At 70.6% G+C, this 23,850-nt stretch carries 21 protein-coding genes; 9 read left to right on the top strand and 12 right to left on the bottom strand.

The annotated features are described in order from the left end of the window. Nucleotides 1-3: 3 nt before the first annotated feature. Both OG199_RS37795 and OG199_RS37790 read right to left on the bottom strand, forming a co-directional pair. Nucleotides 4-2,262: a HAMP domain-containing protein gene (locus OG199_RS37795; RefSeq protein WP_356799005.1), complete on the bottom strand. Its 2,259-nt coding sequence runs from the start codon at nt 2,260-2,262 to the stop codon at nt 4-6. A 281-nt stretch (nt 2,263-2,543) separates the two neighbouring features. Continuing rightward, the gene (locus OG199_RS37790) at nt 2,544-3,755 is read right to left on the bottom strand and encodes a CapA family protein (RefSeq protein WP_401802482.1); all 1,212 of its coding nucleotides are present in this window, start codon (nt 3,753-3,755) and stop codon (nt 2,544-2,546) included. Nucleotides 3,756-3,781: 26 nt separating this feature from the next. Between OG199_RS37790 and OG199_RS37785 the strand changes: the two genes are divergently transcribed. Continuing rightward, on the top strand, nt 3,782-4,759 hold the full coding sequence (locus tag OG199_RS37785; protein WP_405833334.1) for a hypothetical protein: 978 nt from the start codon (nt 3,782-3,784) through the stop codon (nt 4,757-4,759). Between the two features lie 183 nt (nt 4,760-4,942). Here the strand turns inward: OG199_RS37785 and OG199_RS37780 are convergent, their stop codons facing one another. Together OG199_RS37780 and OG199_RS37775 are read right to left on the bottom strand one after the other, a co-directional pair. Next, nucleotides 4,943-5,509, bottom strand: coding sequence for a GNAT family N-acetyltransferase (locus OG199_RS37780; RefSeq protein ID WP_405833332.1), 567 nt, complete (start codon nt 5,507-5,509; stop codon nt 4,943-4,945). A gap of 74 nt (nt 5,510-5,583) precedes the next feature. Then, nucleotides 5,584-6,522, bottom strand: coding sequence for a MerR family transcriptional regulator (locus tag OG199_RS37775; protein WP_405833330.1), 939 nt, complete (start codon nt 6,520-6,522; stop codon nt 5,584-5,586). A gap of 295 nt (nt 6,523-6,817) precedes the next feature. Between OG199_RS37775 and OG199_RS37770 the strand changes: the two genes are divergently transcribed. After that, nucleotides 6,818-7,768, top strand: coding sequence for an NADP-dependent oxidoreductase (locus OG199_RS37770; protein ID WP_405833328.1), 951 nt, complete (start codon nt 6,818-6,820; stop codon nt 7,766-7,768). Nucleotides 7,769-7,868: 100 nt separating this feature from the next. Here OG199_RS37770 and OG199_RS37765 read toward each other — a convergent pair whose 3' ends face one another. Both OG199_RS37765 and OG199_RS37760 read right to left on the bottom strand, forming a co-directional pair. Then, on the bottom strand, nt 7,869-8,279 hold the full coding sequence (locus tag OG199_RS37765) for a hypothetical protein (protein WP_405833326.1): 411 nt from the start codon (nt 8,277-8,279) through the stop codon (nt 7,869-7,871). 162 nt (nt 8,280-8,441) lie between these two features. Further along, entirely contained in the window at nt 8,442-9,074 is a 633-nt protein-coding gene (locus tag OG199_RS37760; protein WP_356799019.1) for a TetR/AcrR family transcriptional regulator, read from the bottom strand. 307 nt (nt 9,075-9,381) lie between these two features. On the opposite strand from OG199_RS37760, the gene OG199_RS37755 reads away from it, so the two are divergent. Beyond that, nucleotides 9,382-10,041: a nuclear transport factor 2 family protein gene (locus OG199_RS37755; RefSeq protein WP_405833324.1), complete on the top strand. Its 660-nt coding sequence runs from the start codon at nt 9,382-9,384 to the stop codon at nt 10,039-10,041. Between the two features lie 241 nt (nt 10,042-10,282). On the opposite strand, the gene OG199_RS37750 is transcribed toward OG199_RS37755, so the two are convergent. Then, nucleotides 10,283-10,798, bottom strand: coding sequence for a lamin tail domain-containing protein (locus OG199_RS37750; protein ID WP_356799023.1), 516 nt, complete (start codon nt 10,796-10,798; stop codon nt 10,283-10,285). A 637-nt stretch (nt 10,799-11,435) separates the two neighbouring features. On the opposite strand from OG199_RS37750, the gene OG199_RS37745 reads away from it, so the two are divergent. Together OG199_RS37745 and OG199_RS37740 are read left to right on the top strand one after the other, a co-directional pair. After that, on the top strand, nt 11,436-12,317 hold the full coding sequence (locus OG199_RS37745; RefSeq protein ID WP_405833322.1) for a haloalkane dehalogenase: 882 nt from the start codon (nt 11,436-11,438) through the stop codon (nt 12,315-12,317). Between the two features lie 150 nt (nt 12,318-12,467). Then, the gene (locus tag OG199_RS37740; protein ID WP_405833320.1) at nt 12,468-14,630 is read left to right on the top strand and encodes a SpoIIE family protein phosphatase; all 2,163 of its coding nucleotides are present in this window, start codon (nt 12,468-12,470) and stop codon (nt 14,628-14,630) included. Between the two features lie 280 nt (nt 14,631-14,910). Here OG199_RS37740 and OG199_RS37735 read toward each other — a convergent pair whose 3' ends face one another. Continuing rightward, nucleotides 14,911-15,453 (bottom strand): GNAT family N-acetyltransferase, encoded by a 543-nt coding sequence (locus OG199_RS37735; RefSeq protein ID WP_356802539.1) that lies wholly within the window; start codon nt 15,451-15,453, stop codon nt 14,911-14,913. Between the two features lie 112 nt (nt 15,454-15,565). Then, nucleotides 15,566-16,627: a hypothetical protein gene (locus tag OG199_RS37730; protein ID WP_405833318.1), complete on the bottom strand. Its 1,062-nt coding sequence runs from the start codon at nt 16,625-16,627 to the stop codon at nt 15,566-15,568. Between the two features lie 72 nt (nt 16,628-16,699). Between OG199_RS37730 and OG199_RS37725 the strand changes: the two genes are divergently transcribed. Further along, nucleotides 16,700-16,960, top strand: coding sequence for a hypothetical protein (locus OG199_RS37725; RefSeq protein ID WP_356802543.1), 261 nt, complete (start codon nt 16,700-16,702; stop codon nt 16,958-16,960). 786 nt (nt 16,961-17,746) lie between these two features. On the opposite strand, the gene OG199_RS37720 is transcribed toward OG199_RS37725, so the two are convergent. Next, nucleotides 17,747-18,490 (bottom strand): SOS response-associated peptidase, encoded by a 744-nt coding sequence (locus OG199_RS37720; RefSeq protein WP_405833316.1) that lies wholly within the window; start codon nt 18,488-18,490, stop codon nt 17,747-17,749. A 203-nt stretch (nt 18,491-18,693) separates the two neighbouring features. Continuing rightward, the gene (locus OG199_RS37715) at nt 18,694-19,710 is read right to left on the bottom strand and encodes a LysR family transcriptional regulator (protein WP_405833314.1); all 1,017 of its coding nucleotides are present in this window, start codon (nt 19,708-19,710) and stop codon (nt 18,694-18,696) included. A gap of 133 nt (nt 19,711-19,843) precedes the next feature. On the opposite strand from OG199_RS37715, the gene OG199_RS37710 reads away from it, so the two are divergent. Together OG199_RS37710 and OG199_RS37705 are read left to right on the top strand one after the other, a co-directional pair. Next, a complete protein-coding gene (locus OG199_RS37710) occupies nt 19,844-20,539 on the top strand; it encodes a type 1 glutamine amidotransferase domain-containing protein (protein ID WP_405833312.1) in 696 nt (231 codons plus the stop codon). 496 nt (nt 20,540-21,035) lie between these two features. Continuing rightward, nucleotides 21,036-21,746 (top strand): SDR family NAD(P)-dependent oxidoreductase, encoded by a 711-nt coding sequence (locus OG199_RS37705; RefSeq protein ID WP_405833310.1) that lies wholly within the window; start codon nt 21,036-21,038, stop codon nt 21,744-21,746. A 267-nt stretch (nt 21,747-22,013) separates the two neighbouring features. Here OG199_RS37705 and OG199_RS37700 read toward each other — a convergent pair whose 3' ends face one another. After that, nucleotides 22,014-22,856, bottom strand: a complete 843-nt coding sequence (locus OG199_RS37700; protein ID WP_405833308.1) for a helix-turn-helix transcriptional regulator — start codon at nt 22,854-22,856, stop codon at nt 22,014-22,016. 101 nt (nt 22,857-22,957) lie between these two features. Between OG199_RS37700 and OG199_RS37695 the strand changes: the two genes are divergently transcribed. Then, nucleotides 22,958-23,761: an SDR family NAD(P)-dependent oxidoreductase gene (locus tag OG199_RS37695; RefSeq protein WP_405833306.1), complete on the top strand. Its 804-nt coding sequence runs from the start codon at nt 22,958-22,960 to the stop codon at nt 23,759-23,761. Nucleotides 23,762-23,850 lie beyond the last annotated feature (89 nt).

The following is a 23,850-nucleotide window of genomic DNA, read 5'->3' as shown; positions in this document are numbered from 1 at the left end:
CGATCAGTTCCTTGTGTACTGCTGCGGCGCGGACGCCTGCGGCGGGGTGCGGCGGGGTTGCTGCCGGCTCTGGTCCTGCAGTTGCTGGCGGATGAGTTCCAGGGAGCGGGTGACCGCGCCGACCTCGTCGTGATGCTGCGGGAACAGCACGGTCTTGCGGTCGCCGCCGGCCAGCGACTCGGCGCGCTCGGCCAGCGAGCGCAGCGGCCGGGCCACCACGATGTGCAGCCAGCCCAGGCAGGCGGCGGCCGCGGCGGCGCCGAGCAGTCCGGCGAGCACGGTGCGGTTCTGGCTGTCGTACTCGGGGATGGCGAGCCGGCTGGCGGCCTGCCAGCTGACGACGCTCCAGCCGAGAGACTCGGCGGGGCCGCTGCCGGCGAACGGGGCGGCGGCGGCGATCTGTACGCCGTGTTCGCGGTAGAGCACCCCGTTGGCGCGGGCCTTCTTGCCGAGCCGCTGGGCGCTGGCCGCGGCCAGGTCCGCGAGGTGGTCGTCGGGCAGCCGCTGGAAGGCGAGGAAGCCGGTGTTGCCGGCGATGACCTTGCTGTGGTCGTCGACGAGGCGGACCACGCCCAGGCCCGGTCGGGTCAGCAGTGCGTTGAGGAACTCGACGCGGAACTCACCGACGAGCCGGGCACCGCTCCGTCCGGGGATCTCGGCGTCGGCGACGACGACGGGCTCCTTGCCGCCTTGGCCCAGCAGCCGGATCGGGGTGTCCGAGACCCGGTGGGAGCGGATCACCTTGGGGCTCTTGCCCTTGCGGGCCAGGATCTGGCCGGAGGAGTCGACGACGTAGAGCGAGCGGTAGCGCTGGTTCTCGTCGAGGGTGCGCTCCAATACCTTCCCCATGGCGTCGGGTCCGGTGCGGTTGCCGATGAGGGAGGCGACCGATTCCAGGTCGGCACTGCCCTCGTTGAGCGCGCGGCGCACCCGGTCGCTGAGGGTGTCGGTGCGTTCGCGCTGGTCGCTGACGAGCTGCTGCGGTACGACGGCCTTGCTGTCGGCGCGGTTGACCAGCAACATCAGCGGCGCCGACCAGGCCAGCAGCAGTACCGCGCAGGCAGCCAGCAGGGCCCGGGTGCCCACCCGGCGCAGTCCGCGCGGGCGCGGTGCCGTGTCGGTTGCGTCGGCGCTCTCGCCGAGCAGTTGGCGGCGCAGCCGTTCCAGGGCGTGGCCGACGCGTCGTGCCTCGCCGTAGCCGGGGACGTTGACGGGCCGGGTCAGGTCGCCGCGGGTGAGCCGGCGGGACTCCAGGAACAGCCGGATCAGCGGGCGCTGCACCGTGCCCAGCAGTACGGCCACGGCGACGGCGCCGACGACGAGGAGCGCGCCGCCCGCCAGCAGGCCGAACACCAGGGACTGGGTGCGGGTGGGGTCCTCGCCCACCTTGACCATGGCCACCACGGACAGGCCGAGCCCGGAGGCGGTGGTGGTCTCCCCGGGGCCGGGCGCGGCCAAGGTGGCGTAGCCGGCGACGGTCCGGTTGCTGAGCACGTGCCCGCCGACCAGGCTGCCGCTGACGCCCTGGTAGCCGCCCATGCCGGGTTCTTTGCTGCTGCGCGGGTCCTGCCGGGCCTTGCGGGCGGCGAGCTGGGCGAAGTCCTTCAGCTGCTTGCCGGACGCCTTGATCTCCTCGCGGTCGGTGCCGGTGCGCACCTGCTCGGGCTCACGGATGCCGTCGCTGCTGAGGATCGCGCCGCCCTGGTCGGCCACGGCGATGGATCGGAACTGGCCGAGGCTGATGCCGGGGAACGTCAGGTTGCTGGACGCCACCAACAACAGCTGCGGTTTGTCCGGCCAGGACAGCAGCGCGAAGGACAGCAGTCGCGTCTCGCCGTTCTTCAGCCGGACCATGCGCGGCGCGAGGCCGCCCTCGTCGCCGAGGGCGCCGGTGTTCACCGAGGTCAGCGGCACGGTCTCGCCTCGGGCCGCGACCAGCTTGCCGGAGCGGATCTCGACGACCGCGGTTCCCGTCCACTTCTGGTAGGTGCTGCCGAGTTTGTCGAGTGCGGCGTCACCGGAGACCGGTTCGCCGGCGCTGAACAGCGCGGCGGACCGGGTGAGGTCGGTGACGGACTCGTCGATGGAGGCGCGCAGCGCGATGGCGCCGTCCTCCGCGAAGTGCTGCTGAGAGGTCAGCACCGCTTTCGGCACCACGGCGTTGTCGACACGGCCCAGCACGACCGCGGTGATGCCGGCGAGGGACAGCAGGAGCACCGACAGAACCGCGATCGGCGGGCGGATGCCTCCGATCAGCGACATGTCGGCTCGGCGGCGGGCTCGGTGCTGCCGTGCCGGGGGCGGTGACGCCAAGGGAGGGTCCTCTCAGGGTGTACAGGTGATCAGTCCGCGCGGGAAGCGGGGACGGTGTTTCGGTTGTGTGTGCGCTGCGGGAACATCCGTTGCGCGAGTGTGTCCGCAGCACTCAGACCGTCAAGAAACTCATGAAGTTGCACACGTTCTGCTGTGATCTACACAACATCCGCGTTTAGGCGGTCAGATTCGGGCACCCGGCCAGGTTGTCCGCGTGGTGCCGGCCGACCTCAGGGCATCTCATTCAGCGGCTTCAGGCCGTCCTCGGCCGCGCCGCGGTTGTACAGCGTGCCCTCGGTGCGCTCGAAGGCGAGCCGCAGCCGGGCCCGCTGCCGGTCGGTGAGGTCCTTGTCGTCCCGGAGCGCGGACGGCACGTCCAGCAGGCGGTAGTCCCGTGCGTCGTCCTCCGTGTAGGCGGTCTTGCCGCCGTCCGTGGCGTTCTCGGCGTCCGGCGGGATCTCCAGCAGCGTCGGCTCGAACCGCGGCTGGACGTCCCAGTGGCCCTTCCCGTGCTCGGTGAACGTGAACCAGGCGATCACGCCCTCCTCCGTGAGTCCGGTCGGCACCTCGTGCCGGGCGATCTGGTTGCCCATGCCGTAGGCGACCCAGGTCCCGTCGACCTTCTCCATCGGCTGCACGACGTGCGCGTGACAGCCGACGACCAGGTTGATACCGGTCTGCCGGGCGATCTTCCGGGCGAAGGAGAGCTGCTGGGCCGAGGGGTCCGGGTGGTGCTCCAGGCCCCAGTGGATGGAGAGGATCACCACCTCGGCCCCGGCCTTGCGGGCCCGCTGTTCAGCCGCCTTGATCGCCTTCAGGCTCATCTCGTTGGCGAGCCACGGCTTGCCCTTGGGGAACGTGTGCGGCTCGTTGAAGCCGTAGGCGAACGATATCTGCGCGACCTTGACGCCCTTCACGTCCATGACCAGCGGAGTGAGCGCGTCCTTCTGTGTCCGGAAGGAGCCGGTGTGCTTCAGGCCGGCGTCGTCCAGGGCGTCCAGGGTGCGCCGGACGCCCTCGTACCCGTGGTCGAGCGTGTGGTTCGAGGCGGTGGAGCAGGTGTCGTAGCCGAGGTCCTTGATCGTCTTGGCGGTCTGCGGGGGCACCTGGAAGTCCGGGAAGCCCTCGAAGGGGCCGTTCACGGCGCCCACCACCGGTTCGAAGTGGCAGATCCCCAGATCCGCCTTGCTGATCAGCGGCTTGATGCCGGCCATCATCGGCCCGAAGTCCAGCCCGGCAACGCCTTTGCCGGTGCGCTTGGCGTCCTTGCGGGCCTGGTCCACCAGCGCGGGATGCATCAGGATGTCCCCGGCCGCCGCGACCGTGAAGGAACGACCGGCGTCCTGGCGGCCTGCGTCGTCCGAGATTAGGCCGCAACCGGCGACGGTGGCGACGAGGGAGAGCGGGGCCAGCAGGCTCAGCGGGATGCGGCTAAGGCGTATGTTCACCGGTATATCTTGATACGACCATGAGTGCCACTCGCTCCCGCATCATAACGATCACAACAATTCTGCTGGCCATCGCTGGTCTGGCGGGTGCTGTGACCGCCGTGCTCCACGCCACCCGCGGGGGCGGCACGGACACCGCCGACTCCCGTCCCGACCGGGACGCCCAGCGGGGCGACCTCGCCCAGGAGGTGGCGGACTACACCAGCCGCTTCGGTCCGGACCACGGCTACCGGCAGCCCGGCCGGGGGGACCGCACGGCCATCGCCCAGGGGGTCGGCCTGCTCGTCGACGGGCACCGCGCACAAGCCGAGCGGTTGCTCTCCGAACGGGACTTCACGGTCCGCACGGTCCTCGACCGGGTCTCCGGACGCCGCTACGCGGAAGTGGCCGACCGCACCGACGACGCCGTGACGCCGCGGGGCTGGGGTCGCGTCTACATCGACCTGGAGCACACGCCGCGCTTCTCGATCCAGGTCCCGCACCCGGTCTTCGACGAGGGCACCGAGCAGCTCGGCGTGCGGGTCCTGCGCGACTCCCCCGGCGGCATCCTGGTGATGGCGGGAGCACATCGCAAGGCCGGAGTCGGGAACTCCGCGGACGTGGCGCATCGCCGGGACACCGTCTTCTACGCCATCTGCGCCGAGTTGGTCCGCCGCGGGATGCCCGGGGTCCAGTTGCACGGCTTCGCCGCCTCCACCGCCCCCGGCTACGACGCGGTCGCCTCCACCGGCGCCGGATCGGCCGGCCGCTCGGACGCCCGCAGGCTGGCCCGCGCCCTGGGCACCCATGGCTTCCATGTGTGCTCGGCCTGGGTGCGAACGTGCCCGGTGGAGGGCTCCACGAACATGGAGGGCCGGGCCGCCGACGCCGCGGACGTGCCGTTCCTGCACGTCGAGTTGGCCCCCGAGGTGCGCCTGAACGGAACGGCCGCCGAGCGCGCGGCCGGCGCCCTCAGCGAGATCACACGCCGCTGGGCGACCGCCCCTGTTGCAAGCTGAGGTCCTTGGAACGCAGGCCCATCACGTCAGGGTTCGACGTTCTTCCCGAGCCCGAACCCGACCGTGAGCCTGCTGGCTGCCTTCGGCCTCTTCCGCCTGACCTTCTCCGTGCGCCCACTGGGCACGCCCTGGCCGCGACTCACGGCGCGAGCAGCCCCAGGCGATCCGCCGAGGCCGAGAGGATCAGGCACTCGCGTGCCGTGTGTGGACGTGGCCATCGCGGGGGAAAGTGGGCGGCGCCGCGGGCAGGATGCTGTCCAGGTCGTACCGGCTCTTCTGCGCGACCCGGCACGATGCCGGATTGTCCACCTGGTGCACGAGTTCGAGACGCTCCAGCCCGTCGGCTGCGAAGGTGTCGAAGGCCCACCTGGTGAGTGCTTCCAGAGCGCGGGGGGCCACTCCCCGCCCGCGGGCGTGTGCCGCGGTCCAGTAGCCCACCTCGGCCGCCGGTTTGCCGGAGGTGACTTCCTTCAGGACCACGTTGCCCACCAACTGTGGGTGGGCTGGGCCCGGTTGTGCTTCGAGGACGGCGAAGCCGAACCGGTCCCCCGCTGCCCAGCTCCGTTGCTGGGCCTGCACCCACCGTGCCCCGTCCGCGGCATTGTCCACGACAGAACTCGTCCACCGGCGCAACGCGGGGTCCCGGCTCACCTCGACCAGTGCGGCGACGTCCTCCGGCCGCCAGGGGCGAAGAACAAGAGGGGGTAGGACCGGCGTCGCGGCCACCTGAAGTACGACGGGGGTACTCATCAACCGATCCTATGCGGCGGCGTTTTCACCCGACACCGGCTGCGCCGGGCCCGTACCGCCTTGCGACCGCCCCGTCATCGCGGTGTCCGAACGCGCAGAGCCCGGACGGACCAGTCGAACACTGGAACAGGACTCTCCGGGGCCGGCCAACCGTTGATCACTGCGAGCAGCTGGAGGTATCGCTCCCTGCGGGGATCGTTCACGCTCTCCAGCCGAGCGGCCAGCCGGCGGCGAAGCTCCACGTCGTCGGGGCGGCCGAGGAGGTACGCGTAGTACGCGGTGAACCCCGCGACGACCGGATCGGCCTGGGGTGAGGCGGGGTCGATGCCGGCGATCAGGGCCGGGCCGGCCTGGTCACGAACGGCTGCGGCGATGTCGCGGCGCGGGCCCGTCGTGTCGCTTCGGACCTGCTCGGCCGCCTGGTCCTCGGCCATCCGCCGCACGGCGGCACGAAAATCCGGTTCCAGGGACATTTCAGCCAATTCCACCCACGCCTGGACCTGCTCCGCCTCCGGGTCGTCGGGCAGTTCAGGGGTCATCGAGCGGATGACCCCCGCGAATGCGGGGTCGGCGTCAACACCGCCGAAGACGGCGTCGAGGAAATCGCCGATCAGCTGTCGCCGTTCGTCCTCGGAGAGCTGGGCCAGCCGGTGCATGAGTTCTGTCTCCTCGGGTGTGGACCCGCGCTCGGCCACCGCCGTCAGCACCGCGCGCCGCAGACGCAGGACGCGGATCTGCACTGCCAGTGCTTCGGCGTGCGCCGCGGCGACCTCGGGTAGGGAGAGCTCGCGGTCCACGACCTTGCGGATCACGGGAAGCCCCAGTCCCAGCTCGCGCAGGGTCCGCACGAGGTCGAGGCGTGCGACGGCGTCGATGTTGTAGAGGCGGTAGCCGGCCGGGCTGCGGTCCGTCGGCGCCACGATTCCGCGATCGGAGTAGAACCGCACGGTCTTGACCGTGAGACCGGTCCGCCGAGCGAGCTCGCCGATCGAGTAGTACGTGTCGCCGTCCATGCCCCCACCTTCGCGTCTCCCCCTACGGGAGACTCAAGCCCCTTCGCCTGCCGGCGGGCAACCACTCCTCACCCACACGTCTTGACACCCTCGCGGTCGAGATCTCCGCGTCGCCATGTCCCTGTGGCCGCTTCCGCTCCGTGCGCGGCGGGTAGCTGCGAGGCGAGAACGGACCAATGAGGGGGCCGGCGCCTGACAGCCTCGTGCCGTGGCGGGGCCCATGGCGGGTCTCTGCGCCCTCTGCAAGTAGGCGATATAGCGTCAGCGTCGGCCGTGACATGAGAGGAAGTACGCGATGCCCAGGGCAGTGAAGTTCTCTCGCTACGGCGGCACCGAGGTACTGGAGATCGCCGAAGTGGAACGGCCCTCCCCCGGAAAGGGAGAGATCCTGGTCCGCACCGTGGTGGCGCCGATCAATCCAGGCGAGATCGGTATCCGCGAAGGAGTCTTCGCCGACTTCTGGCCTGCGGCGTTTCCCGAAGGACAGGGCAACGATTTCGCCGGCTGGGTCGCCGAGACCGGTGACGGCGTCAGCGGGTTCGCCGTGGGAGACGAAGTGATCGGCTACGCCCCCAGGGCCGCGCAGGCGGACTATGTCGTGCTTCCGGCAACGGTGGCGGCGCGCAAGCCTGCCGGGATCGCCTGGGAGCAGGCCGCACCACTGTCCGCTGTCGGCGTCACGGCGTGGGCCGCGGTGAACGCGGTCGCACCTGCCGCGGGTGAGACGGTCGTGGTGTCCGCGGCCGCAGGCGGCGTGGGAGTGCTCGCCGCCCAGCTCGCCGTTCTGCGAGGAGCCCGCGTGATCGGCACCGCGGGGCGGCAGAACTCGGACTTCCTTCGCTCCATCGGCGTTGTCCCGGTGCTCCACGGTGAGGGGTTGTCCAACCGTATCCGCGAGGTGGCGCCAAACGGCGTGGACGCCTTCATTGACACCTTCGGCAGCGGAAACGTCGACGTCGCCATCGCGTTGGGGGTGCAGCCGCGGCGCATCAACACCATCGCGGACGGCCGTGCGGTTGCTCGCCACGACGTCCGACACCAGGCCCAGGAACAGGCTTTCACACCCGAACTGGTGGAGGAGCTGGCCTCGTTGGTCGAGCAGGGACTGCTCTCCGTGCCGATCGCCCGGGTCTATCCCCTTGAGGAGGTGCGGGCTGCCTACGACGAGCTGGGCAAGAGGCACACGCGAGGCAAGATCGTCCTCAGTCTTGTCGCAGCCTCCGAGCGCCACACGCCCCTGCGCTGAAGCACGTCGCACAGGGCCGCGATCAGGGCATCTCCCTTGTGTGACCGGGAAGTTGAAGGCCGAACGGGGCTCGGTGCCGAGAACACCGCATCGAAGATCTCTAGGACTTCAGCCAGGCGGTCAAGACCACCAGAGCCGCGCCGATCACAGCGCCGACGACTTCCAGGGACGCACGGACGGCCAGGTCGGAGCGGTCGGCCACAGCCCAATCCGCGCCCGCGAAAAGGGATATGCCCGTCACCCGCTCCTCATCGTCCTCGAAGGTCAGACCGTCGATCTCACCCCGACCCAGCTGCCCGCCGGGCAGCCGCCACGCGCCTTGGCACCGGCCGTCCCAGTCGCAGTGCACATACCCTTCCGTCAACGTGTGGTGACCGTCGATGAACCGGTAGGTGTTCTTCGCGGCGAACCACAACGGCAGCGTGAGTGCACACAGGCACACGATCAACACCACCCGTTGCCACACCTTGAGCCCGCTCATCACCTCGGCGCTCCACGACAATGGGTTCACCCCCCGCACCTCACTTCGTCTGATCCCTCGACCGTCCTGCCGGTCTCCTCGATCACCGCACGGAAGTCGGCGGCCCGAGCAGGCAATCCAGCTCGCCCCGCGTTCCAACTCGCCCACCGCCGACATGTGATCGGCCCCGCGCGACCGATCGTCCGGCCCAGGTCAGCCGAGGTTCGGGGAGCCGCGGAACGCCCCGGCCAACACGGGGACCAACCACCGCTCGATCTGCTCGGGGGGCTCGGCGGCCAGTTCGGCGCCGATGGGCGCCAGCGCGAGCCAGTTCAGCAGGCCGGCGGCGCACCGGATACGGAAGTCCAACTCCTGTTCACCGACTCCTGGAAGGTTCGCCGAGAGCTTGCTGACGACGTCCCGCCGGGACTGCAGGAACTTCGCACCCAGCCGGTCCCAGCCCTCGGGGGGGTCGATCCCGACTCGCGCCACGGTCCGCATGACCGCCAGGTCCCGTCCGCCGGTCATCAGTGCGTGCATCATCGGCCTGGTGAACGCCGCGGCCAGGTCCTCGATGCTCGACGTGGCGCCGAGCGAGGCGACCGCGCTGATCTGCGCGTCGAGATACTGTTCCAGCGCATGTTCTATCGCCGCATCGCACAGCGTCTTCAGCGATCCGAAGTGGTAGCTCACTGCGGCGACGTTGGCTCCGGCGTGGTGGGTGATCTCACGGAGGGTCACCCCCTCCGGGCCGCGTTGCGCGAGCAGCTCCACCGCGGCGGCCAGCAGGCCGTCCCGCGTCCGCTGGCCGGCCTCGCGGCGCTGATCCGTGCGTTCCGTCGCCATGGGCAGTATTCAAACAGCTGATTGATTTTACTGTCAAGCAGCGACTCGCATGGCGGAGGCGAGCCGCCGAAGGTGAACCGCGACGACGGAACCTTCCTGACCGCCTACTGATGACCCGTCAGTCGACGCGCCGGGCCGACGCGCCCCAGAGGCACGGCACCTCGACACATAAATCAAACATTCGCTTGACAGGCTCGAGTCGGCGCGCATAATGTCAAGCGATCGTTTGATTTGAAAGCGCCGCCCATGGTGCTCAACCGTTTCGACGGATCACCCGATCCCGAGAACCGACCAGGAGGAACACGACGTGAAGTCGCTCGGATGGAAGACGATCGTCACCACCGCCGCGGTCGCGAGCCTGAGTGGTCTCGCCCTTGCCGCCGCGCCGACACAGGCCGCGAGCCCAGTCGCCGACAGGGCGCGGGTCCACGCCGTCGGCAACTCGAAGGCGCACGCGGGCCTGACTCCTCGCGAGCTGTCGAAGCTGCCGCTCACGAACCGCCACCTGAGCAGGCACGAGATAGCCAATCTCGCCGTCGTCCTGAACGCGTACCACGTGGCGGAGGGCGACAGCCTTGACGTCGACGCGTTCACCGACAGCTTCGCCAAGGACGGCGTCTTCAACGACGAGGTCGCCGGCCAGGCCTATCGGGGCAAGGCGCTCGGTGACGTCCTGCCCTACATGGCCAACCTCTTCCCCGATGTCCACCGCAACCTCAAGCGCATCACCGTGAACGGCGACGAAGTCAGCATCGAGCTGTCGATCCAGGGCACGTTCGAGGGACCCCTGCAGTCACCGGCAGGCACCGTCGAGCCGAACGGCGCGAAGATCGACGCGCCGACTGCCGACTTCTGGTACCTGCGCGACGGCAAGGTCGAGAAGTTCAACTGCTACGTCGGCTACACGGCCATGTACGCCCAGATGGGTGTGAACCTCGACTGGGCCTCGGCGGTCGACAAGCACTGAGTCGTTCACCCGGCTGGTGATGCCCGGCACTTCCAGCCGCCCATCAATGCGGGAGTTCCTGAGGACGCGACCGCGGCCGGTCATCGGCCCGTCCCGGCCGGGGAGCACCGGCAGACAGCTCTTCACTTTCACCGGCCACAACGCGCGTTGGCGGCGCGCTGTGGCCGACTGAGCCACTGCGCGCCGCCAGGCGCTCATCGGATTCGGGGGTGACCGGCTGCGCGGTCACCGGGGGACGGGGTCAGCGGCGGTGGCCGTGGTCGCCCCGGTGGTCGCCGTCGTGGCCACGGTGGTGACGGCCGCCCCAGGAGGCGTCGTCGACGAAGCGGCCGTGGTCGTTGCGGAGGGTGGCGGTGTCCGAGCGCCAGTCCCACACGGACGTGCGACGGTCCTGGTAGACGTCGCGGTAGGTGTCCCGGCCGACGCCGGTGTGGACGCGGACCGTGGCACGGCCGTCAAGGCGGTAGTGGTGGAAGGTGTAGGTGTGGCCGTCCCTGTCCGACAGGGTCCAGCCGTCGAGGTTCACGCTGCGGCGGGAGGTGTTGGTGACATCGATCCACTCCCGGTTCAGGGAGCGGTTGCTGCGGTCGTTGAAGCCCGGGGAGTCGTGCTGCACGCTGCCGATGACCACACCCGAGCGGTACGCGGCGGCCTGGACGGGACTGGACTGGGCGGAGGCCGGGAGTGCGGCCGCGCCGAGGGCGGCGCCGGCCGCGAGCGTGGCGGCGGCGATACGGCGGATCGAACGAGAAGACATGAGAGCTCCCCTGAGTACGAGCCCACAGGCCGACCGGTGAGGGACGGCTGGAGCGGGCGGTGTGCGGATCCCGGCTGGTGCCGAGAACCCACAGCCTGGACGCTCGCCGGACTCAAGGGGAGTTGCGCCGTTTCATGTTGCTGTATGCGGACATTTCCGTGACGGTCACCTGCAACGTTCAACTACTCCCGCGGGCCGTGGCGCCCGGTTCGCGGGAGAGGGCACCCATCCGTTGACCGTCGCCATGGAAGCGGTTTCCAGCTCCCCGCACGCCCGGACCGCGCCACCCTCCCGCTTCCCACCAGAGCGCCCTTCGGTGCGTAACAGATGAAAACGGGACACTGGCGAACAAAGACCTGGTAATTGACGGTGTGTGCGATTCCGCAGGCCGCATCAAGAGCCCCGTCCGCGTTGCCGCGCGACCGATGACACCGGCCCGTCCCGCCGACCCAGGCCCCCACGCGCACCTCGGCTCGCCGGACTGGGGGAGGACGACCGAGGTCGTCCGGCCTCCCGACCGCCAGGCGTCGCGCCCGTCGCTCACCCCGGCAAAATGCGCGCTATGGCACATAAGTGCGCCATTCTTGCCATGACGGTAGAGCGAACACCACCGACAGGTGGACGGGATGGAGTCGAGATGAGCCCTGCGGCCGGCGAGAAGCGGCGCATTGATGTGGGGGGCACCGGGATCGCGTTCGTCGAAGCGGGGCAAGGCGACCCGATCGTCTTCCTCCACGGCAACCCGACCTCGTCCTACCTGTGGCGCAACGTGATGCCCCACCTCACCCGGCTCGGGCGCTGCCTGGCACCCGACCTTGCCGGAATGGGCGACTCCGACCCCCTTCCCGGGCAGGGCATGCGCCTGGCCGACCACGCCGCTTTCCTGGAACGCCTGCTGGAGCGGCTCGACGTCCGCGAGCGCGTGGTGCTCGTGGTGCACGACTGGGGCTCGGTCCTCGGCTTCGACTGGGCGCGCCGTCATCCGGACGCCGTGCGCGGCATCGCCTACATGGAAGCGATCGTGGCGCCACTGACACCGGCGCACTTCGCTGACGGCGGCGAGTTCATCGGACGCATCCGCGGCCCCGAAGGTGAACGGCTCGTCCTCGACGAGAATGTGTTCATCGAGGAATTCCTTCCCGGCGGCGTGCTGCGCGAGCTCACCTCGGAGGAACTCGACGCCTACCGCCGCCCATGGTGCGAGCCCGGCGAAGCGCGCCGCCAGCTGCTGGTCTGGCCGCGCGAGCTGCCCCTTGACGGCGAGCCCGCCGATGTCACCGCTGTCGTCGAGGCCAACGCCGCGTGGCTGGGCACCACACGGGTGCCGAAGCTGTTCGTCAACGCGGAGCCGGGCATGTTCCTCACCGGCGAGGCCCGCGAGCTGTGCCGCACCTGGCCCGACCAGCGCGAGCTCACCGTTCCCGGAATGCACTTCGTCCAGGAGGACGCCCCCGACGAGATCGGCACCGCCCTCGCGGCATGGCTGCGCGACCTGCCCCTTGAACCCGCCGGTCACTGAACACCGTCCGCTTCACCTCCCGGAACAAGCCGCTCCCGGACCGGGCTCGGAGCGCCCCATCAGCGCAAGATAGAGGCCAATGAGCATCTAAATGGAAACTAGAATGGACGGGAAATGGCGTCCTCCGAGGGGAGTGATTCCGTGGGCCGCGTGTCCAGGGCGCATGCGGAGGAGAAGCCGCAACGCGCCGTAGCCCCCGTCTCCCGGACGTTCCGTGGGACAAAGACCTCCGGACTCCCCCACCGGCCGGTCAACAGCTTCGTCATCCTGCTTCTCAGCGTCGTCCTGGTCTCGGGTGCGCAACTGGCGCTCGCTGCCGCTGACCTGCACATCATGGGCATAGCGGAGTACGCCGTCCTGATCCCCGTCGTGGCCAGTGCTCTCCTGTCGGTGCGACAGACCTTGATCGTCGGGTTGTTCAACCTGGCCGCGGCCATCACGGTCTACGGAGTTCTCCTCCCGGACGTGGGCCACACCAACCAGATCACGATGATCACGGCACTGGCCGTCGCGCTGGGCATCAGTGTGGCCGTCTGCCGCCTCCGCATCGCGGGAGAGAGACGATTCAGGCGACTCATGGTCGCTCGCGAGCGGCTGATGGTGCTCGGTGAGGCCAGCTGTCGCGTCGGAAGGACCCTCGACGCCACGAGGACCGCCGAGGAGCTGACCGAGGTCGTGGTGAACGGTTTCGCGGACCACGCCACGGTGGACCTCTTCGAGAGTGTCCTGGAGGGCGAGGAACCCGTCCTGGAACCTGGCATCGGCGACGTCGTCCTGCGCCGGAGCGCCGAATCGGGCTCATCCGCAGCTCTGCGGGGTGTGCGTCCGGGGGAGGCCGTCGTCTACCGGGAGGGGGCGGAGGCAACCCTCGGTCTGGGCACGGGCAAACCCGTGCTGCTGGAGATCACCGGGACCGTCTCGTCCGCTTCCGGGCCCGCCGATCCCGGCCACGTCGGCACGAACGCGCCCCACTCCGCGCTGGCGATCCCCCTCCGCGCGCGCGGCGTGACCCTCGGCAGCACGCTGTTCGCCCGCTCCCCGGCCCGGGAGCGCTTCGACGCCGACGACCTCCTCCTGGCTCAGGAGATCGTGGCACGAGCCGCGGTGTGCGTGGACAACGCCCGCCACTACACCCGCGAGCGCAACACCTCCCTGGCGCTTCAACGCAGCCTGCTCCCACCGATGGCGCCGAAACATCCGGCACTGGAAGCGGCCACGCGTTACCTGCCCGCGGGCCCGTACTCGGGCGTGGGCGGCGACTGGTACGACATCATCCCGCTCTCGGGAGCCCGGGTCGCCCTGGTGGTCGGCGATGTCGTCGGCCACGGCGTCAACGCGTCGGCGACGATGGGGCGGCTGCGTGCCGCCGTACGCACCCTTGCCGACATCGACCTGCCGCCCGACGAACTGCTCACCCACCTCGACGACGTCGTCACCCGCACCCGGGACCGCCTCGAGACGAGTGAGGTCCGCGAGGGCAGCCGTGATCCCGGACCGGATACCGGCGAGACCGTGGCGACCTGCCTGTACATGATCTACGACCCGGTCTCACGCCGCTGCTCGGCCGCCCGGGCCGGCCATCCGCCACCCGCTGTCATACGTCCGGGATCGAACGTCGAATACCTCGACATCCCCGCCGGTCCTCCGCTGGGTGTGGGCGGGCTCCCCTTCGAGACGGCCGAACTGGAACTGCCCGTGGGCACCCGGCTCGCCCTGTACACCGACGGTCTCATCGACGTTCCCGGACACAACCTGGACGAAGGCCTCGAGCACCTTCAGAAGGCCCTGTCCCAGCCGATCCCCGCGCTGGAGGACATGTGCGACCACGTACTGAACACGGTGGTCGGTGACGGCTCCCGAGACGACGTCGCCCTCGTCATCGCCCGCACCCGGGAACTCGACGGCACGCACACCGCCGCGTGGAACCTGACCGACGATCTCGCCGACGTCGCCCGCGCCCGCGACCTCGTCTCGTCCCGGCTGGCCGGCTGGGATCTGGAGGAAATGGCGTTCACCACGGAACTCGTCATCAGCGAGCTGGTCACCAATGCGATCCGCTACGGGTCCGAGCCGGTACAGCTGCGGCTCATCCGTGAGGACACCCTGATCTGCGAGGTGTCCGACGGCAGCAACACCGCGCCCCACCTGCGCCGAGCCCGGATGCTCGACGAGGGAGGGCGCGGGCTCTTCATCGTCGCGCAGATCGCCGAGCACTGGGGGACCAGGCAACGGTCCGACGGCAAGACGATCTGGGCCGAGCTCGCCCTTCCCGACGTACGCACCAAGAGGACCGAAGACCGCTGCGCCCGGTAGGTCGCTCGACGACGGACTGCCGCGACTGACAGCAGCTCCGGCCGCGGACGGGCATCGGGCGGCCGAAAGGCATCTCGTGGGCCGGCTCGCGTGTGCACGCGCACACCGAGATGACCGTCAAGGACAGCCCACCAGCGAAGATCCCCCGCCGCCGAGCGTCGCCCGCAGCCGATCGGTCACCGAGTGCGTTCGCGGTCGGGGCGCGTGGCGGGGAGCGTGAACGCTCGTCCGGCGGATCGTGCGGGTGTCCGCCGGCAGCCGTTCATCAGGACATCCATGCTCAGGGGCGGTTCAGACCCCACGTCTGCAGGGCGTAGGGGCGCCCCTTCTCCTCCCCCGTGACCAGCGGCACGTCGAGCAGTTCGAAGCCCGCCTTGGCAGCCACGGCGACACTGGCGGCGTTCTCGGCCTCCAGTTCCAGGATCACCTGCTCCGTGCGCAGCTGCTCGAAGGCGTAGGAGGCCATCACCCGCACCGCCCGCGACGCCAGACTCCGGCCACGGTGCGCCGGGCCGACCGCGTAACCGATCTCCGTGCCCTCGGGGGCACGCCGCAGCATCACCTCGCCGAGAGGTGCGCCGCCGTCGACGGTGATGGCGAGCAGGATGGCCGTGCCCTCCGCCCGCAACTGCCGGTCCCGGTCCAGCCGTGTTCGGGCGGCCGCTTCGTCGAAGGGGGAGACGATCGGTGTCCAGTACGCGATGTCGGGGTGGTCGAACAGGTCCGGCATCGCGGCCAGGTCCGCCTCCGTCCAGTCACGGAGGACGAGGCCCTCCCCCGAGAGCTCGATCCGCTCGGGAAAGGGCGACAAGGTACTGCTCACGGTGCGGACCTCCCTGGCCTGTTCAGGACAGAACAAGATAGCCGGGGAGCCGGGCGAGACGAGAGGCGCCCTCGGCAATGCGGCCCCCGAGTGTCCCTGGGGGCCGCATGACTCACTCCGCCGGGCCGCGCACGACCAGGTCCTGAAGGCGGGCGGACGTCCCGTCGCGCCGCGCACGCCACAGCCCGTACTTGGCCAGTAGCCCGTTCGAGACGGTCAGCAGGTTCTTGAACGGAGGTGCGGCCAACCCCTTTGATGTGTGAGGTGCGTAGACGGTGCCCTCCTCCGTGACGGTGACCCAGCCGGTGAGCGTCCGCATTCCCAGGCCGACACATTGCGGCTCGAAGGCGTGGGCGAGGAAGCCGGCTCGACGGCCGCCCGGCGGGAGCAGTCCACGTGGTACGTCGAGGTGCAGTCCCGCGCCGTCGTGGCCCGTGACTCTCACCGGGACGATGACCGGAAATCCGTCCGCCCCTCGGTAGGCCAGCAGTCGATGCGGCAGCCGGCGGATCCGCCGCGCGACCGCGGTGACGTCGAGGCGTGGGCCGGTACCGTTTTTCGGTGCCGTCTGTTCCCTTGGTGGTTGCGGCCAGGTGGTGCCCGTGACCGCTCTTGCACCTCGGGCTGCCAAGTCCTCCCACACGGCGACACGTTCGAGCTCGACGTCGACGAAGACGCGCTCTTGGTGGTATTCGCGCAGTAGCCAGTCCCACAGCGGCCCGTGCCTGGTTTCTCCGAGGAAGGGCACCGAGGCCCGCATCAGCTCGGCCAGACGTTCCCGCGAGGGGCGCAGGTCGACCGACGCGGTTCCCTGGGCCAGCACGTACGAGCTGCTCGCGGCAAAGCCGTGCTCACGGGTGTGATAGGCCAGGGAGACCTGCGGGTTGTGCAGGATCCGTTCCAGTTTCTTCGGCTCTTCGTGTGCCAGGCAGTCGGACACAGTGCCGCGTACCGTCACGGCCGCGGCGTGCAACGCGGTACGCACTGTTGCGTCACTGGCCCCGTCATGGTCGGTGCGGGGTCTGGCCGTCCCGCTCGGATCGCCGTCGGTGCCGCCGCCGTTCAGGGCGACGGCGGCCAACTGGTCGAGTGCCGCGTCGAGTCGCTCATGCTCTTCGCTGAGCGACTGGAGCTCGTGCGCGGCGGCTGGCCGGTCGCGACGATCCGAGGCCACAGGTCGTCGTCCTCGCTCTCGTGGTGATGGCGCAGGTTCTTCACCCCGCAGGCGCACCGCCTCATCAGCGTCATGCCCGCCTCGGCACCCATGCTCACCGGCCTCAACTCGGCCACCCTGTACGTCGGCGTCTCCCTCGCACCGTTGGTTGGACAGGCCGGGATCGCATGGACCGGCGCTCACCGGCTCGGCCCCATAGGCGCCGTGCTCATCCTCGCCTCCCTCGCCACCGCGGAGCGGGCCCACACCGTCATCCGCCGCCACACCCCGCATCCCGCGCCCACCTCCCGGACGGCACGGTCCACATCGCCCGAGGCCACCAGGGCCACCTGACCGACAGTCAGGAGGCCTGGACACACAAGCCACGTCTCGGCGGCACCGCCTGACCAGCGGGCATCAGCGATCGCACTTCGGTTGAGAGACTGCTTCTCAGTTCGTCTTTTGTCCTCTGCCCGCGTCGTACGGCGGTGACGGTTGGTTCCAGACGTCATCACACCTGCTGACGATCTGACGGAGTTCGCGGGCAGTTCGAGGCGACAGGGCCTGCGTCACGGCGTCGAGAAGAGCACGCGCTTCAAGGGGATTGCCGCAGCAGTACCAGTGCACGTTGCCCCACTCGTGGTCGTGCCACAGCTCGCGCTCGGGACGACGGACGTAGTCCTTCCACAAGCGCACGGCCGCGCTGACGTCGCCTGGCTGCAGATAATTCCGGGTGCGCTCGAGACGGTAGACCTCGGACAGTGCACGCGAGGACAGGCCGTCGATGACGGGGTTTGCGTCGGGTCTCCGGTGGCGGCGGGAGCTGCCGGCCCGGATGTGTCCTGGCCGTCTACGCGGCATGGACCTTTCGGTTCGTCGTCATGTCGAACATGGTGCCATGACTCCGAACGGCATCTCGAACGGGTTCGCTCGTCCGGGGATTCGCCCGGCATGCGCACGTCCCTCGCACAATCCTGCGTTCCGCCACGGCATCAGTTTCATACGAAGGCCACAGAGGTGAGAGTGCTGGACCGCCTGGCCGGCGGGACGCGTTCGCCCTGACGCTGCCGGCCGAGCACCGCCGTGGGCACGGTGCGTCGTACGGCGCCCTGATCTGCGGCCATCGCCGCGGTCGCGCGCCTACACGGTGATCTCGTCCAGGAGTTGTGGGCCGTTGTTGCGGACGCTGTTGACGGTGGTGGAGACCGGCCGGGTGTCGAGATGACCGTCGGCGGGCTGGGTGAGCAGCGCGCGCAGGTCGGCGGGGTCCTGGTGGTGGGGGTCGAGCCAGGCGTCGTAGTGGCCGGGTGTGAGGGCGAGGGGCATGCGGGGATGTACGCGGCCGGCCGCGTCGGTCGCTTCGGTGGTGAGGATGGTGCAGGTCGTCAGCCAGGCGTCCGGGTCGTCGTCCTGCTTGATCTCGGGGTTGCGCCAGTACTCGTACAGGCCGGCCAGTGCCATCACCTGGTCGTCCTCGGGGTGGATGAAGTACGGCTGCTTGTGGGCCTTGCCGGTGGTCTCGTCCTTGACCTGCTCCCATTCGTAGAAGCCGTCGGCCGGCAGCAGGCAGCGGCGTTTGAGGAACGCCCGGCGAAAGGCGGGCTTCTCGTGCACGGTCTCCACCCGCGCGTTGATCATCCGTGCGCCGATCTTCACGTCCTTCGCCCAGGACGGGACGAGGCCCCAGCGCAGTGTGCGCAGCTCCCGCCGCGCCGGCGCGGCGTCCTCCTGCTCGCGGGGCGCGCGTTCGAGGACGGCCCACACGGTGTCCGTCGGGGCGACGTTCCAGTTCGGTGCCAGCGCTTCTTCGGGACGCCGGTCGGCGACCTGGAAGAGCTGGACCAGGTCCGCCGGGCTGCGAGTGGAGACGTAGCGGCCGCACATGCAGCCACTGTGCCACCACCGCTTCCGGACCGCCGGTCATGCCGTCCACGGGCCGATGGGTGTCGGAACCCGGGCTCGTAGCGCGTCATGCGGTGACGGTCCCAGGGCCACGGCGGCGATACGACCCGCGACACGACCTGCGTGGAGGAGCGCGTGAGCACGCCGAGAAGACCGACAGCGGGAGCACGCGGGGGCGGCCCCCGTCACCAGGACCGGGCCGCCGTGAGGAGTTGCTCCCGGACGGCGGTGACCGGCGCGCGGGAGGGTGCGCCTGCCCGCTCCACCAGGAACCCCGTGTTGATGGGCGGGTCGTCCGGCGTGAGCAGTGGCACCAGTGCGCCGGACGCCAGCTCGGTCTCGCACAGGTAGCGGGGCAGGACCGTGACCCCCGCTCCCGCGGTCACGGCGGCCAGGACTCCGCGCAGGTCCGGTACGACGAAGGCGGGCCGAGCGGTCAGGCGGGTCCGGAAGACATGGCGCCAGTAGCGGCGCAGGATCGGCAGGTCCTCGGCGTACGCCACCAGGGGGACGCCGCGCAGGGGGCCCGGGTCGTCGCAGTCGACCGGTCCGATCCGCCGGGCCCACGCCGGAGACGTGACCAGGACGAATTCCTCGTCCATCAGCGGGACGGACACCAGCGTGCGGCCGCGCGGCCGCACTGCGGACAGGACCAGGTCGAAACGTCCGGTGTGCAGCCCCTCGAGCAGGTCCTCGGCGAGTCCGTGGGTGACGCGCAGCAGTACGCCGCGGTCCGCGAGCGGCGCCAGGGCGGGCACCGCCCGGGCCGACAGCATCTCGGCGGGGCCGCCCAGATGCACCGGCTCCGGCGGTGCGTCCAGCCCCGTACGGCCGCGGTCGGCGACTTCGGCGAGGGCATCCAGCGGCCCGGCGATCTGCCCGGCCAGTTCGTCGGCCACCGTGGTGGGGGCCACTCCGCGGGGAAGCCGCTCGAAGAGCTGACGGCCCAGTTGCTGCTCCAGAGCGCGCACTTGCGCGGTCACGGTGGGCTGGGAGATTCCCAGCACGCGGGCGGCGGTGGTCAGCGAGCGGCCCCGGTGAACGGCGAGGAAGGTCCTCAGCAATCCGATGTCGAGGGGCCCGCCGGCAGTCGGAGCGATCGAGCGGGCCCCCTGTGCCTCGTCCTGGCCGACTTCGGCCACGGCCCGGCGTCGGCCGGTACCGGACCGGGCGGCATTTTCATCGGATTCCTGATGACCCATGTCAAGGATCCTATTGGTTTCCTGATGGAAGGGCGATCTAGGGTCGTCGACGTTCCGCCGCCGTGCACCGGCGGCCACGACCCCGCGCCCCCTGAAGAGCAGGGGCCATGGGCCAACCAGGGAGTACCCCGAGATGTCAGAGATCCTTCTCGTGCTGACCGGCACCGACCACGTCACGCTGACCGACGGCACCGAGCACCCCACGGGCTTCTGGGCCGAGGAGTTCACCGCCCCGTACCGGGCCTTCACCGAGGCCGGCCACCGGGTGGCCGTCGCCACCCCGGGCGGCGTCGTCCCCACGGCCGACCCCGTCAGCCTCACCCCCGAGGTCAACGGAGGCCCGGCCGGCGCCGCCGCTGTCGCGGCCGCCGTGGAAGCCGCCGCCGAACTCCGCACTCCACTGACCCTGGCGGATGTCGACCCCGGCCGGTACGCCGCCGTTTTCTACGTCGGCGGTCACGGGCCGCTGCAGGATCTGGCCCAGGACGCCGACTCCGCCGGACTGCTGCGCGCCGTTCACGCGGCCGGTACACCGTTGGCCGTGGTCTGCCACGGAGTGGCCGCGCTGCTCGCCACGGAGGACGCGGACGGTCTCTCGCCGTTCACCGGCTACCGGCTCACCGGCTTCAGCGCGGCGGAGGAGCGGCAGACCGGACTGGCCGACCGACTGCCGTGGCTGCTGGAGGAGCGGCTGGTCGCCCTCGGCGGCATCTACTCGGCGGGCGAACCGTGGGCGCCGCACGTCGTCGTCGACCGCACCCTGCACACCGGGCAGAACCCCGCCTCCTCCGCGCCGCTGGCCGCCGCCCTGCTGAAGACCCTCGGCTGACCCGGGCGGGCAGCCCGGCACGTTCCACTCATCCATGGAAGTCCCCCTGTCACTCCCGCTGGCGCGCGGCACCGTATGGGGTTGGACCTCGGGCCGCACACTCGGCTGCTTCTCCGCCGCCGCGATCGCGGCAGCGGTCTGGGTACGAGTGGAGCGGCTCCATCGCCCGCCCGGTGGGCGGTTCGGTGGCCGGCGCCCCGCTCGCCCCCGCTCGTCCCGGCCGCCGGCTCCTCGGGCCACCATCCGGCCGCCGAGAGCCGCTTCACGTTGGGCTTCGCGCTCGCCGGTGGAGCGTTCGCTCCGGTCGCGGCGCTCCCCCGCTTCGGTGTGAGCGGATCCCTCAGTGACTCCGCCTCGTACCGGCCGTCGGACGCCGCGGGCAGCCCCGCGCCGGAACCGGTCCGCCGGCCCTGAGGCCGTCCCCCGGACGCACATCCCTTCACGCAACCCCTGTCGGGCGGCACCCGCGTGCCGCCCGACCCGAAAGGTGTACGACATGGCAACGATCCTCATCACCGGAGCCTCCGACGGCCTCGGCCGCGCTCTCGCCGAGGACCTGGCCGCCGACGGCCGGCACACCCTGCTGCTGCACGGCCGCGACCAGGGCCGTCTGTCGGAGGTCGCCGCGGCCACGGGCGCCGAGACCTACCGGGCCGACCTGTCCTCGCTCGCCGAGGTCCGGCGGCTCGCCGCCGACGTCGCCGACGCGCACGACCGGCTCGACGTGCTCGTCAACAACGCCGGAGTCGGCTTCCACGCCGCCGGCACCAGCCGGCTGACGTCCCCGGACGGACACGAACTGCGCCTGGCCGTGAACTACCTGGCGCCCGTCCTCCTGACCCGGGAACTCCTTCCGCTCCTGCGCCGGGCGAGGCCCTCCCGCGTCGTCAACGTGGCCTCGGTCGGGCAGCAGCCGATCGACTTCGACGATCCGCAACTCACCCGCGCCTACACCGATGTCGCCGCCTACTGCCGGTCCAAGCTGGCCCTGATCAGTCACGGCCTGGACCTCGCCGAGGAGTTGTCCGGCAGCGGCATCACCGTCAACAGCCTCCACCCCGCGTCCTACAGGAGACGGGAGTGGCGGCCACCCGGCGTCTGGTCGACGCTCCCGAACTGGGCGGCGTCACCGGGCGGTACTTCGACGGCCGGAAGGAGGCGCGGGCAGCGTCCGAGGCGTACGACCCGGAGTACCGCAAGCACCTAGCCGCACTCACTGAGTCGCTGCTCTGAATCCCCGACGCCGAACACCACCCCGGCGCGTCCCGGCAAGATCCGGCCACGGCCTCGGACGGACCTCCCGCGTGACCGCCGTGACCGCGCTGGACGGCGCCGACGGCGACGCCGGACCGCAGCGGTCGTACCGCGGGACACCGCCGGCCGGACCGTCGAGGAACTCTCCGACCCGCGCGCCGCCTTCACCGGCCTCCTGGGCGGTCGGCGGCGTTCGCCGCGGCGGCGCGTACCGGCCCGGTCAGGGTCTGGGCGCCGCGTTCCAGCTGGCCAGGATCGGCAGGACGCGGGCCGTGGGAGAGTCGGGCTCGGTCGTGTAGACGACCAGCCGCTGGTCGGGCTCGTGCGGTGCGCAGACGATCTCGATGTCGAAGGACAACGGGCCGGCGGCGGGATGCTCGACGCGTTTGGTCACCGACGCGTAGTCGCGGACGGTGTGGTCGTCCCACCACCGGGCGAAATCGCCGTCGGTGATCCGCAACTCGTCCACCAGCACCGTGAGGAGGTTGTCGTACGGGCGTCGGGCGATCTCCCTGCGCATCGTGGCGACGGTGGCCGAGGCGAAGTCGGCCCAGTTCATGATCCGCTCGCGTGCGACCAGGTCCTGGAACATGAAGCGGACGAACGACGCCCCGGGCTCCAGCGGGCGGCCCAGTACCGCTGTCAGCAGGTTGTTGCGGGCCAGGACCTCTCCGCGGTGGCCGAGCAGCAGCACCGGGACATGGTCCAGCGTGCGCATCAGCCGCAGCAGCCCGGGATCGGGGCGCTGGGCCGCCTGCGGGCTCGCGGTGCGGTGCCGCGCGGTGGGTGCGGCGAGGTCGTGGAGATGCGCGTGTTCGACCTCGTCGAGGCGTAGCGCGCGGGCCAGTGCGTCGAGCACCTCGGTGGAGATGTTGGCCTGGCGCCCCTGTTCGAGGCGGCTGTAGTAGTCGGGGCTCAGGCCGGCCAGCACGGCGAGTTCCTCCCGCCGCAGCCCGGGCACCCGCCGGGCACCGGGAAACGCTTCGATGCCCGCCTGGGACGGGGTGAGGCGGTCCCGGCGGGAGCGCAGGAACGCCCCGAGCGCGGAGCGGTCGCGTGACATTCCTCCAGGGTAGGCGGGCCGCCGGCGCCCCGGGTGGTCCTGCCGTGCCCAGGTTCGTCCTGTCCTGGCCCGGCTCCCGGGGCCGCCCTAGAAAGGGACCCATGACTTCTTCACTTCACACGAACGACAGCACCCCTACCGTCCCCGGCTCCCGGCTCACCGGCCGCACCGCCGTTGTCACCGGCTCGACCAGCGGGATCGGCGAGGCGATCGCCCGCGTCCTGGCGGCCGAGGGCGCACACGTCGTGGTCAGCGGCCGGCAGCGGAGCAGCGGCGAGCGGGTCGTCAAGGAGATCCGCGGTGCCGGCGGCCGCGCCGACTTCGTCGCGGCGGACCTGGCAGGCAGCTACGAGCAGCTGCGGGCCTTCGCCGCACAGGCCGCGGAGGCACTCGGCGGCCGAGTCGACATTCTGGTCAACAACGCCGGCATCTACCCGGCGACGCTGACCGAGGACCTGCCGGACACCGACCTCGACGCCATGCTCGCGGTCAACATCCGTGCCCCGCACGTCCTGGTCGCCGCGATGGCTCCGGCCATGGCCGAGCGGGGCAGCGGTGTCATCGTCACCATCGGCTCCTGGATGGCGCGTCTCGGCACTCCTTACGGAGCGATGTACAGCGCGACCAAGGCCGCCGACGAGCAGCTCACCCGGAGCTGGGCCGCGGAGTACGGGCCGCGCGGCGTGCGGGTGAACACGGTCGCGCCCGGAGCGACCCTCACGCCCGGCAACGAGCAGGCCCGCGCCGCGCTCGACGCCATGACCGCCACCACTCCGGCAGGCGTCGTCGTCCGGCCGGACGACATCGCCAAGGGCGTCCTGTACCTCGCCGGCGACGACGCGACCATGGTCCACGGCATCACGCTCTACGTCGACGGCGGCATCTCCGCCACCCGCCCGGCCTGATCCGGGGGCGGCCGGGATCAGGCCGGCAGGATCAGGCGCGTGCCGACCGGCTCACCGCCGAGGTTGCACCTGGCCGGGCGGCGGTGGGG

Source organism: Streptomyces sp. NBC_01176, assembly GCF_045039825.1.
GTDB lineage: Bacteria > Actinomycetota > Actinomycetes > Streptomycetales > Streptomycetaceae > Streptomyces.
The sequence above is the reverse complement of the archived record's forward strand: the minus strand, read 5'-3'. Positions and strand labels throughout refer to the sequence as shown.

Coding starts and splice junctions, on each gene's coding strand:
- OG199_RS37725 (WP_356802543.1), top strand. CDS start 16,700: ATGCCCGCCTCGGCACCCATGCTCACCGGCCTCAACTCGGCCACCCTG.
- OG199_RS37785 (WP_405833334.1), top strand. CDS start 3,782: ATGAGTGCCACTCGCTCCCGCATCATAACGATCACAACAATTCTGCTG.
- OG199_RS37695 (WP_405833306.1), top strand. CDS start 22,958: ATGACTTCTTCACTTCACACGAACGACAGCACCCCTACCGTCCCCGGC.
- OG199_RS37795 (WP_356799005.1), bottom strand. CDS start 2,262: ATGTCGCTGATCGGAGGCATCCGCCCGCCGATCGCGGTTCTGTCGGTG.
- OG199_RS37745 (WP_405833322.1), top strand. CDS start 11,436: ATGAGCCCTGCGGCCGGCGAGAAGCGGCGCATTGATGTGGGGGGCACC.
- OG199_RS37775 (WP_405833330.1), bottom strand. CDS start 6,522: ATGGACGGCGACACGTACTACTCGATCGGCGAGCTCGCTCGGCGGACC.
- OG199_RS37715 (WP_405833314.1), bottom strand. CDS start 19,710: ATGGGTCATCAGGAATCCGATGAAAATGCCGCCCGGTCCGGTACCGGC.
- OG199_RS37720 (WP_405833316.1), bottom strand. CDS start 18,490: ATGTGCGGCCGCTACGTCTCCACTCGCAGCCCGGCGGACCTGGTCCAG.
- OG199_RS37770 (WP_405833328.1), top strand. CDS start 6,818: ATGCCCAGGGCAGTGAAGTTCTCTCGCTACGGCGGCACCGAGGTACTG.
- OG199_RS37705 (WP_405833310.1), top strand. CDS start 21,036: ATGGCAACGATCCTCATCACCGGAGCCTCCGACGGCCTCGGCCGCGCT.
- OG199_RS37760 (WP_356799019.1), bottom strand. CDS start 9,074: ATGGCGACGGAACGCACGGATCAGCGCCGCGAGGCCGGCCAGCGGACG.
- OG199_RS37700 (WP_405833308.1), bottom strand. CDS start 22,856: ATGTCACGCGACCGCTCCGCGCTCGGGGCGTTCCTGCGCTCCCGCCGG.
- OG199_RS37750 (WP_356799023.1), bottom strand. CDS start 10,798: ATGTCTTCTCGTTCGATCCGCCGTATCGCCGCCGCCACGCTCGCGGCC.
- OG199_RS37780 (WP_405833332.1), bottom strand. CDS start 5,509: ATGAGTACCCCCGTCGTACTTCAGGTGGCCGCGACGCCGGTCCTACCC.
- OG199_RS37710 (WP_405833312.1), top strand. CDS start 19,844: ATGTCAGAGATCCTTCTCGTGCTGACCGGCACCGACCACGTCACGCTG.